Annotated in this window: 11 protein-coding genes; 8 read left to right on the top strand and 3 right to left on the bottom strand. The window is 70.0% G+C overall.

The features are described 5' to 3' along the window. The first annotated feature begins 81 nt into the window (after positions 1-81). From AB8O64_RS04450 to AB8O64_RS04475, 6 genes are all read left to right on the top strand, one after another. Positions 82-1,281 (top strand): MFS transporter, encoded by a 1,200-nt coding sequence (locus AB8O64_RS04450; RefSeq protein ID WP_370417964.1) that lies wholly within the window; start codon positions 82-84, stop codon positions 1,279-1,281. Between the two features lie 144 nt (positions 1,282-1,425). Beyond that, on the top strand, positions 1,426-2,400 hold the full coding sequence (locus tag AB8O64_RS04455; RefSeq protein WP_370417965.1) for a diiron oxygenase: 975 nt from the start codon (positions 1,426-1,428) through the stop codon (positions 2,398-2,400). A gap of 55 nt (positions 2,401-2,455) precedes the next feature. After that, a complete protein-coding gene (locus AB8O64_RS04460) occupies positions 2,456-3,373 on the top strand; it encodes a cyclopropane-fatty-acyl-phospholipid synthase family protein (protein ID WP_370417966.1) in 918 nt (305 codons plus the stop codon). Between the two features lie 167 nt (positions 3,374-3,540). Next, positions 3,541-5,136: an ABC-F family ATP-binding cassette domain-containing protein gene (locus tag AB8O64_RS04465; RefSeq protein WP_362216012.1), complete on the top strand. Its 1,596-nt coding sequence runs from the start codon at positions 3,541-3,543 to the stop codon at positions 5,134-5,136. Next, positions 5,133-6,008, top strand: a complete 876-nt coding sequence (locus AB8O64_RS04470; RefSeq protein WP_370417967.1) for an alpha/beta fold hydrolase — start codon at positions 5,133-5,135, stop codon at positions 6,006-6,008. The genes AB8O64_RS04465 and AB8O64_RS04470 overlap by 4 nt, the downstream gene beginning before the upstream one ends. Before the next feature lie 107 nt (positions 6,009-6,115). Next, the gene (locus AB8O64_RS04475; protein WP_370423786.1) at positions 6,116-6,808 is read left to right on the top strand and encodes an aspartate/glutamate racemase family protein; all 693 of its coding nucleotides are present in this window, start codon (positions 6,116-6,118) and stop codon (positions 6,806-6,808) included. 57 nt (positions 6,809-6,865) lie between these two features. On the opposite strand, the gene AB8O64_RS04480 is transcribed toward AB8O64_RS04475, so the two are convergent. Both AB8O64_RS04480 and AB8O64_RS04485 read right to left on the bottom strand, forming a co-directional pair. Then, positions 6,866-7,900, bottom strand: coding sequence for a helix-turn-helix domain-containing protein (locus AB8O64_RS04480; RefSeq protein ID WP_370417968.1), 1,035 nt, complete (start codon positions 7,898-7,900; stop codon positions 6,866-6,868). A gap of 206 nt (positions 7,901-8,106) precedes the next feature. Beyond that, complete coding sequence (locus tag AB8O64_RS04485; protein ID WP_370417969.1) at positions 8,107-10,863, bottom strand: discoidin domain-containing protein; 2,757 nt, start codon at positions 10,861-10,863, stop codon at positions 8,107-8,109. A gap of 167 nt (positions 10,864-11,030) precedes the next feature. Here AB8O64_RS04485 and AB8O64_RS04490 point away from each other — a divergent pair, with 167 nt between their 5' ends. Continuing rightward, positions 11,031-11,684: a maleylpyruvate isomerase N-terminal domain-containing protein gene (locus tag AB8O64_RS04490; protein WP_370417970.1), complete on the top strand. Its 654-nt coding sequence runs from the start codon at positions 11,031-11,033 to the stop codon at positions 11,682-11,684. A 16-nt stretch (positions 11,685-11,700) separates the two neighbouring features. Here AB8O64_RS04490 and AB8O64_RS04495 read toward each other — a convergent pair whose 3' ends face one another. Beyond that, positions 11,701-12,675: a GlxA family transcriptional regulator gene (locus tag AB8O64_RS04495; protein WP_370417971.1), complete on the bottom strand. Its 975-nt coding sequence runs from the start codon at positions 12,673-12,675 to the stop codon at positions 11,701-11,703. A 100-nt stretch (positions 12,676-12,775) separates the two neighbouring features. Here AB8O64_RS04495 and AB8O64_RS04500 point away from each other — a divergent pair, with 100 nt between their 5' ends. Next, positions 12,776-13,618, top strand: coding sequence for a dienelactone hydrolase family protein (locus AB8O64_RS04500; protein WP_370417972.1), 843 nt, complete (start codon positions 12,776-12,778; stop codon positions 13,616-13,618). Positions 13,619-13,757: the final 139 nt, after the last annotated feature.

Here is a 13,757-nt window from a genome sequence, read left to right on the forward strand (position 1 = left end):
GCTGAGTCCTGCCGACCGCGGCAGGACTCGGCTCGGCGTGTCCGCAGTCCCTGTCCCTTCAGGTCCGTCCCTCATGAGGCCATGAACAAACACAGATTTCTGCCTGCCCTGCTCGTCATCACCCTCATCGGCACGATCATGGAACTCGACATGTCCGTGCCGAGCTTCCCGGACATCGCCGAGGCCTTCGACACCTCCGGGTCCTCGGTACAGCTGACGATCACGTACAACTTCTTCGGCTACTGCCTGGGCGCCCTGGCCTACGGCCCCTTGTCGGACCGGTACGGCCGGCGCAAGGTCATGCTGATCGGCAACACGATCATGCTCGTCGGCGCACTGGGCTGCGCGGTGGCACCGAGCATCGAATTCCTGCTCGCGTCCCGGCTCGTCCAGGGCGTGGGAGCGAGTACGTCAGTGGTCCTGGTCTTCGTCATCATCGGCGATGTCTACCGGGGCAACCAACTGTTCAAGATGTTCGGGCTCACCAATGCCGCGATGTCCGCCTTCATGACGGCGGCACCGGCACTGGGCGGTCTGATCAACCGGGCGATCGGCTGGCGCGGCAACTACGCGACGGTCTTCGCCATCACGCTGGCGTCGTTGCTGCTGATGCTGTTCTTCCTGCCCGAGACGAAGGGCGAGCTGGAGAAGGTCAGCGCGAGGAAGGTCGTCGGTGACTACCGCAAGCTCCTGTCGAGCAAGGAATTCATCGCGGCGTCGCTCGTCCCCAGCCTGCTGTTCGCCGCGTACATGGTGTTCATCGCGGCCAGCTCCTTCCTCTACACGGACACCTTCGGCCTGTCCACCGTGGAGTTCGCCGGCCATCTGCTGATCGTCGTGGCCTCCTTCGCCGTGGCGAGCCTCCTCGCCTCGAAGGTCGTCACCCTCCTGGGCGGTCCTGAGCGCACCGTGGTGTGCAGCATCGCCGTCACGGTCGTCGGCATCGCCCTGTTCCTGGCGTTCGGCGAGGGCGCCTGGGCGACCACCGGCCCGATCGCCGTCTTCTGCGTCGGCTTCGCCACGGTCTACCCGGTCGTCTTCGGGCGCTCCATGGCCGTCTTCCCCGAGCTCCAGGGCGCGGCCTCCTCGCTGACCATGAGCGGACGGGCACTGCTCGTCACGCTGCTCACGGGCATCGCCAGCAGCCTGTTCACCGGCGACTCCATCGTGACCGCCGGGGTGATGGCCGCCGCCGTGGCCGTCGCCGCGTCCTTGGCCTTCCTCAGGCCCAAGCCGGCCCCGGACGGGGTGGAGGCCGAAGCGGTCGCCGAAACCGGCTGAACCGTCCGCCTCACCTGCCACAGCCCTTTCTCTCCTTCCCCTCCGTCAGCACGGCGGCGACGCCCGGTCGCCGCCGCACGGATGCCCACGCACCGAGGGCGCGGGGCAGCTCCGGCATGCCCCGCGCCCGGAAAGAGACCCGTCATGAGCGTCATCGGCCAGGAGAACACCGAAGCCGACCGGAAGCTGCCCAGCCTGACCTCGGAGTACGTCGCCAGGTGGGAATCGCGTGCTTCCGTCCGCACCCGCCCGCGCAAGACCATCGATTTCACGCAGGAGGGCTTCTTCTTCCCCGAGGACAAGCAGCCGCTGCTGCTGGCCGACGAGGTCGCCTCGCTGGACCGGGCGGGCAAGGACGAGATCCTTGTGCAGTCCTTCTACAAATATCTGCACGACATCGTGAACCTGGAGATCAAGGAAATCGTCTCGGCCTGCTCGAAGATCCTCTACTCGGATCTTCCGGTCGAGTTCTCCGCCGAGACGAAGCTCAACACCCACTCGGTGATCATCGACGAGTACTACCACGTCTACATCGCCCAGGACATGATTCTGCAGCTGCGGAACCACTATCCGAACCTGCGGACGATCGACCACCCGATATCGGACTCGCAGCGCGCGGTCGCCGAGATCAAGAAGAAGCTCGACCCCAAATACCACGACATCTTCGAGATCCTCGCCAACTGCTGTTTCGAGACCACGCTCGTGCGGGAACTCGTCGAATTCTTCAACAGCCCCGGCGTCCACCCGTCGATCAAGTACTACGTCAACGACCACATGAACGACGAGTCCCGGCACTACGCGTTCTTCTACGACTTGATGACCTATCTGTGGGCGGAGATCCCCGAGGACTACCGGGAGGCGATCGGCACGCACCTGGCCGAGTTCACCACGCTCTATCTCTCCGTGGAGTCGGAGAAGCTCTTCAACATCGAGCTGCTCGACTCCATCATCGGGAACCGGCAACAGGCGCAGAAGTCCGTCGAGGCCCTCTACGCGGGCTTCGAGATCACCCCGGACGTGCCGATCGTGAAGAACGTCCTGCGTGCTCTGGGCAACGCGGGAATGCTCGGCCACCCCGCCGTCCGCGACAGCTTCGCCCGGATCGGCTGGACCGTCTGACCCCCACCCGCCCGCCCCTGCCCCGCCCGGCCAAGGAACACGTGAGGAAGTACCGATGACATCCACGATTTCGCACCACACCGGCACCCGGATCGCCGACGACGCCGGCACCGAGAAGATCGCGGCGGAGATCGAGCAGCGGCTCCGCCGGGCGGACCAGCTCGTGCTGCCGCTGGAGGAGACCCTGGACATCCTCGACCAGCTCCAGCAGTTCGAGCTCGGCCGTTTCCTGCTGCACAACCGGGGCCTCAACGGCTACTGGACCTCGTACATCTTCCGCAACACCCCTGCCGGCCCCACCACGCCGATGGAGCACTGGCTGCTCAACAACTCCCTGCTGTGCCAGGCCCGTGAGCGCTTCCACCGCTTCAAGGAGGAGATCGCCGGCTCCGTCGCCGAAGGAGCGACCCTGGCGTCCATACCCTGCGGGGTCATGGACGACCTGCTGCAGCAGGACTACCGCGGCGTCGAGAAGTTCAAGCTCGTCGGCATCGACATCGACGAGGAGTCCATCGGCTACGCCAAGGAGAACGCGGCGGAGCACGGACTCTCCGAGCACACCGCCTTCGAGGTGCGCGACGCCTGGAAGCTCGGCGTGGACGGCGAGTTCGACCTGATCGTCAGCAACGGTCTGAACATGTACGAGTCGGACCCGCAGCGGCTGACGGATCTGTACCGCAGCTTCCACCAGGCACTGCGCCCCGGCGGCCGGCTGTTGCTCAGCTTCCTCACCCCGCCGCCCCCGCCGCCGTGGGTCGCGCCCGAGCACGCCGCGGACTGGGAGAAGTACGACATCCCCGAGGCGGACCTGCGCCGGGAGCTGTCCATCATGGGCGACATCGTCCAGGCGACCTATCTGAACTTCTCCAGCGAGGAAGAGGTGCGCGGCCAGCTCGAAGCCGCCGGCTTCACCGTGCACGCGGTCCGCTACAACGACCACGGCGTCCTGCCCATCATCACCGCGGTCAAGTGACGTCCACGGCCTGACGGGCCAGGCCCTCGGGGGCCGGTGGCGAGAAGGACCCGCCCGCGCGCTGCGGGCGAGCCCTCACGAGCACACCGGCCCCCGCCGGGACCCCGTCGGTCCGGCCCCCGAACACCGCACCACCCCCGAACTACGGCCCTGGAGCCCCACTTCTCATGATCACCGCCACCGGTCTCGAACTGCGCGCAGGCGCCCGCGTCCTCATCGAGTCGGCGTCCTTCCGTATCGCCAAGGGCGACCGCATCGGCCTGGTCGGTCGCAACGGCGCCGGCAAGACCACCCTCACCAAGGTGCTCTCCGGCGAAGGCATGCCCGCGAACGGCACCGTCACCCGCTCCGGCGAGGTCGGCTATCTGCCGCAGGACCCGCGCACCGGCGACCTGGACATGCTGGCGCTCGACCGCGTGCTGTCGGCCCGCGGTCTGGACACCGTGCTCCGCTCGATCCGCGAGTGCCAGGAACGCATCGCCACCGGCCGGGGCGCGACGCGCGAGAAGGCGATGAAGAAGTACGAGCGGCTGGACAGCGAGTTCCTCGCCAGGGGCGGCTACGCGGCCGAGGCCGAGGCGGCCACCATCGCCGCCAGCCTGGGCCTGCCCGACCGGATCATGGAGCAGCCCCTGCACACCCTCTCCGGCGGCCAGCGCCGCCGCGTGGAGCTGGCCCGCATCCTCTTCTCCGGCGCGGACATCCTCCTGCTGGACGAGCCGACGAACCATCTGGACGCGGACTCCATCCTGTGGTTGCGCGACTTCCTCAAGACCTACCAGGGCGGTTTCGTCGTCATCTCGCACGACATCAATCTGGTCGAGACCGTGGTCAACAAGGTCTTCCACCTCGACGCCAACCGCGCCGCCGTCGACGTCTACAACATGGGCTGGAAGCAGTACCAGGCCCAGCGCGCCGCCGACGAGCGCCGCCGCAAGCGCGAGCGGGCCAACGCCGAGAAGAAGGCGGCCGCGCTCAGTTACCAGGCGAACAAGCTGCGCGCCGGCACCAAGGCGGTCGCCGCCCAGAACATGGCACGCCGCGCCGAGAAGCTGCTGAGCGACCTGGAGCCCGAGCGCCGCTCCGACAAGGTCGCCAAACTGCGCTTCCCCGAGCCCGCTCCCTGTGGCAAGACCCCGCTGATGGCGGAGGGCCTCTCCAAGTCCTACGGCTCGCTGGAGATCTTCACCGACGTCGACCTGGCCATCGACAAGGGCTCCCGCGTCGTCATCCTCGGTCTCAACGGCGCCGGCAAGACCACGCTGCTGCGCCTGCTCGCCGGCGTCGACAAGCCGGACACCGGCCAGGTCATCGAGGGGCACGGTCTCAAACGCGGCTACTACGCCCAGGAGCACGAGACGCTCGACGGCGACCGGACGGTCCTGGAGAACATGCGCTCGGCGGCCCCCGGCATGGATCTGGTCGAGATCCGCAAGGTGCTCGGCTCGTTCCTCTTCTCCGGCGACGACGCCGACAAGCCCGCGGGTGTCCTCTCCGGTGGCGAGAAGACCCGGCTGGCCCTGGCCACCCTGGTCGTCTCCTCCGCCAACGTCCTGCTGCTCGACGAGCCGACGAACAACCTCGACCCCGCCAGCCGCGAGGAGATCCTCGGCGCCCTGCGTACCTACAAGGGCGCCGTCATCCTCGTCACCCATGACGAAGGCGCCGTCGAGGCCCTCCAGCCCGAACGCATCATCCTGCTCCCCGACGGTGTGGAGGACCTCTGGGGCGCGGACTACGCCGACCTCGTGGCCCTCGCATGACCTCGAAGCCCGTGGGCATCGCGCCTCCCGAACGGCTCGGCAGCACTCGTCTGCCGGACGGCCGCATGCTGGCCTGGTCGGAGTGGGGCCCGGCCGACGGGCTCCCGGTGCTGCTGTGCCCGGGCGGAGCCACGAGCCGTTGGCTGGGCTTCGGCGCGGACGCGGTGGACGCGCTGGGCATCCGCCTGGTCTCGGTGGACCGGCCGGGCCTCGGTGCCTCCGACCCCGCCCCCGGGCGGACGCTTGGTGACTGGCCCGATGACGTGAGCAGTCTCGCGACGGCGCGCGGCCTCGACGGGCTGCGCGTGGTGGGGTATTCGCAAGGGGCGCCCTTCGCGCTCGCCTGCGCGGCGCGCGGCGTGGTGACGGGGGCGTCGATCGTCTCGGGCAGCGGCGAACCGGCCGCGCCGGAGCTGGCCGACGCCCTCGCGCCCGAGGTACGGCGCATGGTGGAGGCCGTGGCGGCCGATCCGTCGGCCGCCGAGGCGGCCTTCGCGGCCTCGGCCGACGCGGACGCGATGTGGGCCCTGGTGACGACGGGTTGCGCCGAACCCGACCGTGCGGTCTTCCGGCAGCCCGCCTTCGCGGCCGCCTACCGCCGGGCCGTCACCGAGGGCTTCGCCCGGGGCCCGGGCGGCTACGCGCGGGACACCGTACTGACCATGGGCCGCTGGCCGTTCGACACGACGGCCATCACGACCCCGGTCGACCTCTGGTACGGCGAACAGGACACCAGCGTCTTCCACTCCCCCGGCCTGAGCACCGCCCTCGCCGACGCCCTGCCCACCGCGCGCCGCCATGTCGTCGCCGACGCGGGCGGCATGCTGCTGTGGACCCACGCCGAGCCCATCCTGCGCTCGCTGGTCACATGAAGACATCAAAGCAACGCTTATACACATATCCAAATACCGACCCTCTGCCTTATGGTGTGCGCAGATCATGACGCACGAGGAGCGGGGACATGAGCGTGGGCACGAGCATGCGGACGATCGGGCTGATCGGTGGGATGAGCTGGGAATCGACGGCGGAGTACTACCGGATCCTGAACGAGCGGACGCGGGAGCGGCTCGGCGGTCTGCACTCGGCCCGCTGCGTGCTCCACTCCGTGGACTTCGCGGAGATCGAGCAGTTGCAGGTCCAGGGCCGATGGGCGGAGGCCGGCGAGGTACTGGCCGCCGCCGCCCGGTCGTTGGAGGCGGCCGGCGCCGATCTGCTGCTCATCTGCACCAACACCATGCACAAGGTCGCGGACTCCGTCGAGGCGGCGGTCTCGGTCCCGCTGCTGCACCTCGCGGACGCCACCGCGGCCGCGGTCCGCGCCGCGGGGCTGCGCCGCGTGGGACTGCTGGGCACCGCGTTCACCATGGAGCAGGACTTCTACCGGGGCCGTCTCGCGGCGGGCGGACTCGACGTCCGCGTCCCGGACTCCGAGGGACGCGCGCTCGTGCACCGGGTGATCTACGAGGAACTCTGCCTGGGCGTCGTCCGCGACGCGTCGCGTGCGGCCTACCGCCGGGTCGTCGAGGACCTCGTCGCCGAGGGGGCCGAGGGCGTCATCCTGGGGTGTACCGAGATCGAGCTCCTCATCGGCCCCGAGGACAGCCCCGTACCGGTCTTCCCCACCGCACGCCTGCACGCCGAGGCGGCGGTCGACGCGGCCCTGACCCGGTGAGGACGGCCGGCCGCCGTGCCGCGGATCGCCAGCGAACCGGGGAGCGAACACACTTCCTCAGTCGTCGAGCAGCCGCCACGCGGTGAGGGCGAGCTCGGCCCGTATCAGCCCGGCAGGCGCGGTGAGTTCGACACCCAGCGTCCTGCCGATCTGTTCGAGCCGACGGGCGACGCTGCTGTGGTGCAGATGGAGCACGTCGGCGGCCCGGCGCAGGGAGCCGGTGGCGCAGTAGGCGTCCAGAGTCTCCAGATCCTCCGGGTTGGCGGCCATCCGGGCGATCGCGGCCACGTCGGCGTTGTCCCGCGCGACGTCCCGGGGGACCTCCGCGAGCAGCGCCAACGACCCCAGGCCGGCGTAGTGGACGACCGGCCGGCGTGGGGTGGTGAAGCGGAGTGCGGTGCGCGCTTCCCGCCACGACCGGTCGGGGCTCCCGGCCGCGCCGATGCCCGCGTGCACGCCTGCCGGCAACCGTGCCGGGTCCACGGTGGTGGCGAGGATGACACCCACATCGGCGAGTGGTGCGGCCTTCACCGGGCGGTCCGGGCAGACCAGGCCGCCGAGCCGGTCGAGCGGAAGCCCCGACCGCACGGCGACGACGTGGACCGGCAGGTCGGCGGCGAATCCCAGGAGCCGTAGCGCCCGGGCTCTGGCCGCCTCGTCGCTGTCGGAGCTGATCACCAGCTCGAGGAGGGCGGGGTCGGCCATCGTGGTGCGGGCCGGGCCGTACCGCTCGACGACCGCCCCTACGGCGAGGGCGAGCCGGTCCAGCAGCAGCTCGTCGAGAGGGCCGGGCGCTCCGGGGCGTTCCAGCCACACCGTGCCGATCTCCTCCTCGTCGAGGGTGATCGGCATCGTGGTGGACGCGGGTGGCTGTGGCGCGGACGTCTCCCTGCCGTCGGGCGAGATCCGGATCGCCCGCCCCGTGCTGTGGAGCCGGATCCCGGCCACGCAGGCGGCCAGGCCCGCCGAGGCCCGGGCGAGCGCCGGGAGATCCACCCGTCGGCGCATCAGCGTGTCGTAGAACATGACGACACGGACCACGCCTTCCGCTTCCGAGTCCAATTGCGACAGCCGTACGGCCAGTGCCTCCATGCCAGGAGGATAGGGCTCTTCCCGGCAGGAGGAAGGCGCCGACCGGTGCGTGATCCGGACGGGATGCCCGACGAACGTCGGCTGATCCGGACGGGTGTCGAGACCGCACAGGCGAAGGGCCGGGCAGCTCGGTGCTGCCCGGCCCTTCGGTGTGCGGGACCTCAAGACGAGGCCGTCGTACGCGTCGGCGTTTCCCCTGCCGGCCGCTACGAGACCGTGAGCTCCGCGATGCCCGTGCGGGACTTGGCGTCGGCATCACCGCGCACCACCACCCGTACGTACCGGGCCGAGGCAGGCGTACCCGCGTCGGCCGTGACGTCGCGCCAGTGCCGTCCGTCGAGGGACAGCTGTACGTCGTACGACGCCGGCGCCGGACCGCTCCAGGTGGGGCGGACCTCGGCGACGCGCACGGGCTTGCCGAGGTCATTGGTCAGGCTGCCGCTTCGTCCGTCCGGAACCCAGGCCGTGGCCGGGTTGCCGTCGACAGCGGCGTCCGCGTACATGCCGGGTTCCTCGGACGAGGCGGTGACGTTGGTACAGCGGGCCAGGTTGTCGGTGGGGGCGAGGTCGGGGCGGCGGGTCTCGAGTACGGCCGGGGCGGCCTTGGTGACCACCTTCGCGCCCTGCGGGGTGTCGAGGGTCATGGGCCGGCCGTCGGTGAGCCGGACCGTGGTGTGCCGGGCTCCCAGCTCGATGTCGTAGGTGCGGCCCTGCCAGCGCAGACCGCGCAGGGTGACGCCGTCGCCGCTGAGTTGCGGGGGCAGCATCGGGTCGAGGCGGAGCCGGTCCTCACGCATCCGCATGCCGGTCAGACCGTTGGTGAAGATCTGCAGGAAGCCGCCCTTGCCGGTGAGGAAGTCGTGCGCGGGCGAGCCGGCCAGCGGGTCCTCGGCACCCGCCTTGGTGCCACGGGCCTCCGAGAACTGCGCGAACGGGCCGCGGACGAACGGCCTGATGGAGCGTTGCAGATAGGTGTACGTCGAGCAGCCCGCCTCACCCGTACCGGCGGCGGCGATGGCGTGGACCGAGTCCGTCATGGCGGGGCCGTCGGGGTCGGTCCGCTGGGCGTAGTAGTCGAGGGTGCGGGCCGCGGCGCCCTCCGGCATCCGCCACTCCAGCGGGTACATCAGCAGTACCGTGTCGGCCTGCTTTATCTTGCTGCCTTGGTAGCCGTCGTACTGCTGGAAGACCTTGCGTCGCGCGTCGTACGGGATCCTGATCCGGTCGGCGATCGTCGTCCACTCCCCCGGTGCGCGCTCGCCGAGCAGTCGCGCGGCACGGGTGGCGTGGCGCAGCGCGGTGACAGCTCCGGCGTTGGTGAAGACCGCGTCGTCGACGCCGTTGCTGTACTCGTCGGGGCCGGCGGTGTCCTTGATGGAGTAGCTGCCGTCCGCGTTGCGGTGGACGCGCCCGGCCCAGAACTCGGCTATGCCCTTCATGACCGGCCAACCGCGCTCACGGAGCCAGTCGGTGTCGCCGGTGGCGAGGTAGTACTGCCACGCGGCGAGGGATATGTCGGACTGGAGGTGGATCTGGGTGCGGCAGTGCGGTGGGTCCACACTGTGGCACTCCCGGGCCAGGTCGCCCTTGCTGCCGCTGTTCCACGGGTAGAAGAGCCCCTGGTAGCCGAGCTTGCGGGCGTTCTCCCGGGCCCCCGTGAGGGTCCGGTACCGGTAGTCGACGACTGTCCTGGCGAGTTCGGGTGCGGTGGCCAGCAGGGCCGGGTACATCCAGGTCTCGGCGTCCCAGAACACGAGACCCGCGTAGTTGTCACTGGTGAGCCCGGCGGGGCTGATGCTGTTGGCGGCGCCCTCACGGGTGCTGGACAGCAGTCCGTACCGCGCGGAGCGCACCCACGCCTGCAGTTCGCGCTGTCCTGGCACCTCGATGTCGGCGCGCCACAGCCGGGCCCAGGTGGTGGCGTGGGCGCGCAGCAGCCTGTCCCAGCCACGCCGGGCGGCGCTCTGTGAGGCGGCGGTGGCGTCCCGGCGGGGCGACTGCGAGGTCAGTGCGGTGTCGACGCCCACGTACTTGGTGATTTCGTACGCGTTGCCCTTGCGCACAGGAAAGGTGAGGGACTGCCGCGCACTCAAGTCGCGGGCGCCGTCGGCACGTCGGGTTCCGGCCGTACGTATGCCGTGCCCAGCCCGCAGGGTGGAGGCGACAGCGCCGTCGGTGTCCGTGCCGTCGGTGCGGAAGGCCACATCCATGGTCTGTCCGTCCCGACCGCCTCCCCCGGTGCGATCACCACCGCCGGTCTGCCGGACGCGCCGGGCGCCGCGCCCGTCGATCTGGTCGGTGACGGTGGCTTCACCGCTCCAGCGTGGCGTCATACGCAGCCGAACGGCCCCCACGTGCGGGTTGTTGCGGTCGGCCAGCACCTCATGGACCAGGTCGGTCTTCCGTCCGTCGACGGCGGTCCAGGTCAGTGAGGTCCGGACGATGCCGCAGTGCAGGAAAAGAGTCTGGCGATACTGGGATATTCGGCCCGCTTTCGTCAAAGAGTTGAACGTATCCCCGTGTTCGCCACCCGTGCCGACGGTGAGCGCGGACCACGTCGGCACGGCCGCTACGGCCTGTCGGTCGTCGGCGGTCCGCTGGTTGTGCGCGTAGAGCCCGGAAACGAACGAGCCGTCGTAGCTCGGGGTGAACAGCGGCCAGCCGGTCTTGGCGTCACTGCCGGTGTAGCCGGCGCCGTTGGGTGGTACGCGCTGCCCCAGGTAGCCGTTGCCCACGTACGCGTGATGGGTGTCGTCCGTGGTGATACGGGTGTTCTCGAGTGTCCAGCCGTCGCCCGTACGGCAACTGCCGGTCGGGGAGGCGGTGGTGGGGGGACGGTCGGCGGTGGGGGGCTGTGGCGCCTGCACGGCGGCCGCGGGCGGCACCGAGGCGACGAGCACCCCGGCGAGCAGTAGTGCGGACAGGCGGGCGGGGCGCGACCGCGCGTCGGGAGAGGGCGTCATTGGTCTCCGTCGTCTTGATCTCCTGCGAGAGTCCCGAGACCATAAATTTTGTGAACGATAAACGTCAACAGTCTTGGCTGTTCGTAAGATTCTCGAAGGCTAAGGGACGCACGACGACCGACTGACCCACGCCTGTGGCGAGGGCCGGACGCTGCTACCTTGCGGGCGTGGACCTCTTCTCACGCTCCTGGACAGCGTTGCGCACAGCGGTCGCCGAACTCCCGGACGCGGACTTCGCCCGGCCGTCCGGCTGCACCGGCTGGCTCGTACGGGACTTGGTGTGTCATCTGGTCATCGACGCCCAGGACGTCCTGATCACTCTCGTCACCCCCGCCACGTCGGAACCGACCCGGGACGCGGTGACCTACTGGGACATCGTCGAGACGCCGACCGGCGACGACCCGCTCGACGCGCTGATCGTCCGCCTGGCCGCCGCCTACGAAGAGCCGGGGCTGCTCAAGTTCCACCTCGACGACGTCGGTTCCGCCGCGGGCCGCGCCGCCGGACTCGCGGACCCCACGGCCCGGGTCGGCACCCAGGGCCAGGTGCTGACAGCGGGCGACTACCTCTCCGCGTACGTCCTGGAATGGACGCTGCACCACCTCGACCTGATCGCACACCTCCCGGACGCGGCGGAACCGCCCGCCGAAGGGCTCGCCCGGTCACGCGAGTTGCTGGAGCGGATCGCCGGTGCGGCGTTTCCCGCGTCGTTCTCCGACAAGGACGCGTTGCTGATCGGCACCGGACGGCGTGCCCCGTCGGAAGCGGAGCAGGCCCAACTGGGCGAGTGGGCCGCGAAACTCCCCCTCGTCCTCGGCTGATCGTCCGGCAAGGCCGCTATCCCTTGCCGCCACGTCGGAACGTCGTGCGGTAGTCCCTGGGGCGTTGCCCGGTGTGCTTGGCGAAGAGGGCGGCGAAGGTTCCGGGGTCGCTGTACCCGACCGCGGTGGAGATGGCGGCGACGGTTCGGTCCGTGGTCTCCAGGAGGTGGCGGGCCCGGCGGACGCGTGCGGACTGCAGGTGGGCCAGCGGGCTCCGGCCGGTCTCGTCCGCGAAGCGCCGCAGCAGCGTCCGCGTACTGACATTGAAGGTGCCCGCCAACACGGCGAGGTCATATCGGGCGGCGAGGTTCTGGTCGAGCCACCGCATGACCCGGTGGGAGAACTCGTTTCCGGGCCGCGGCAGAAGCCGTGTGTCGACGTAAGGCGTTTGGGACGATCGTGCGTCGTCGACGAGCGCCACCCGCGCGGTGGTCCGTGCCACGCCGGCCCCGCTGTGCCGGCGGATCAGCTCCAGCGCGAAGTCGTACATGGCGCTGAAGGCCGCCGTCGTCGTCACCCCCGTGTCGGTGACGACCAGACACTCGGGCCGGATGTCCGCGTCCGGACAGCGACGGGCCAGTTCGTCCGCGAAGAGCCACGCCGTCGTGGCCCGGCGCCGGTGGAGAAGCCCTGCTTCGGCGAGCAGGAAGGCACCGACGCAGATCGAGACGACGCCGTTGCCCGCAGCGGCGTGTGAGCGGATCGCCGCGATTTCCGGGGCGAGGGGCGCGAGCTGCGCGTCCATGTCCCGCCCCGGCGGCAGCTCGAACCCCGGCACCACCAGGACATCGGCCTCGCGCAGCGGGGAGACGGCCAACGCCGCACCGCCCGACGCGGTGACGCGACGACGGGGCGAGACGATCGACACCTCGTATCCGTCACGGTCCGGGCCGGCGACGTGGGTGGCCATCGTCAACAGATCGGGTACGCCGAACACCTCGGACGCGAAGCAGCCCGGATAGGCCAGGACACCGATCCGCAGCGCGCTCACGCTCGCCCCCTCACCGCACAACTCCCCTGGCGAGATTACCCCCGGACATGGCGATCCGGCCGCTCACCTCGCGCGGGGCATGCGGTCCACGCTGTCCACCATGAGCGCTGCCGACAGACGTCATGACGACGCGATGACAGATTTCTCCCGCCGGCTCGTGGACGTGGACGGGGTGGTGAAGACGGTCCATGTCTCGGGTTCGGGGCCGGCCGTGGTGGTGATGCCGGAGATGCCCGGCATCAGCCCTGACGTTCTTCGCCTGGCGCGGTGGGTGCGGGATGCGGGCTTCACCGTCCACGTCCCCTCGCTCTTCGGGACCGACGGCGCCTGGCCCACGGTCGAGGCCGGCCGGGAGGTCGTCCGTCGCGCGTGCGTCAGTGCCGAGTTCCGTGCGTTCGCCGGGGGCGGCACCAGTCCCGTCACCACGTGGCTGCGGGGGCTCGCGCGCCGGGCCCACGCCGAATGCGGCGGCCCGGGGGTCGGCGCGATCGGGCTGTGCTTCACCGGCAACTTCGCGCTCACGATGGCGATGGAGCCGGCCGTCATCGCGCCCGTGGTCAACCACCCGTCACTGCCGCTGGACGATCCCGCCGGACTCGAGATCAGCGACGAGGACGCGCGCACGGTCCGGGACCGCGTCATACGCGAGGAACTGAAGGTCCTCGCCTACCGCTTCGACAACGACCGCTGGTGCACCGGCCGGCGCTTCGCCGCCTATCGGGCACTCCTCGGCGACGCCTTCGACGGCCGCGTCCTTCCGGGCGGTTCCGCCAACACCGCACCACCCCCGTTCTTCCGCGACGTGGTCGGAACCCCGCACAGCGTCGTCACCGCCCACCTCGTCGACGAGGACGGACATCCCACACGGAAGGCCAGGGACGAGATCCTCGCGTTTCTGACCGAGCGCTTGAGCGGGCCCCGAAACTCGACGCGGGAAAAATGATCGATCATCGATCATTACTCGCCGGTAGGTGTTGACCGCATCAACTTGCCGCTCCTAGCGTGGTGTGCCGGAAACCAGGTTCCGCCACACGGAATCAGAGGTTCTCGCGGGCGCATCCAAGGCGCCCCCGTCCCCCACC

The organism is Streptomyces sp. QH1-20, from assembly GCF_041283565.1.
Lineage (GTDB): Bacteria > Actinomycetota > Actinomycetes > Streptomycetales > Streptomycetaceae > Streptomyces > Streptomyces syringius.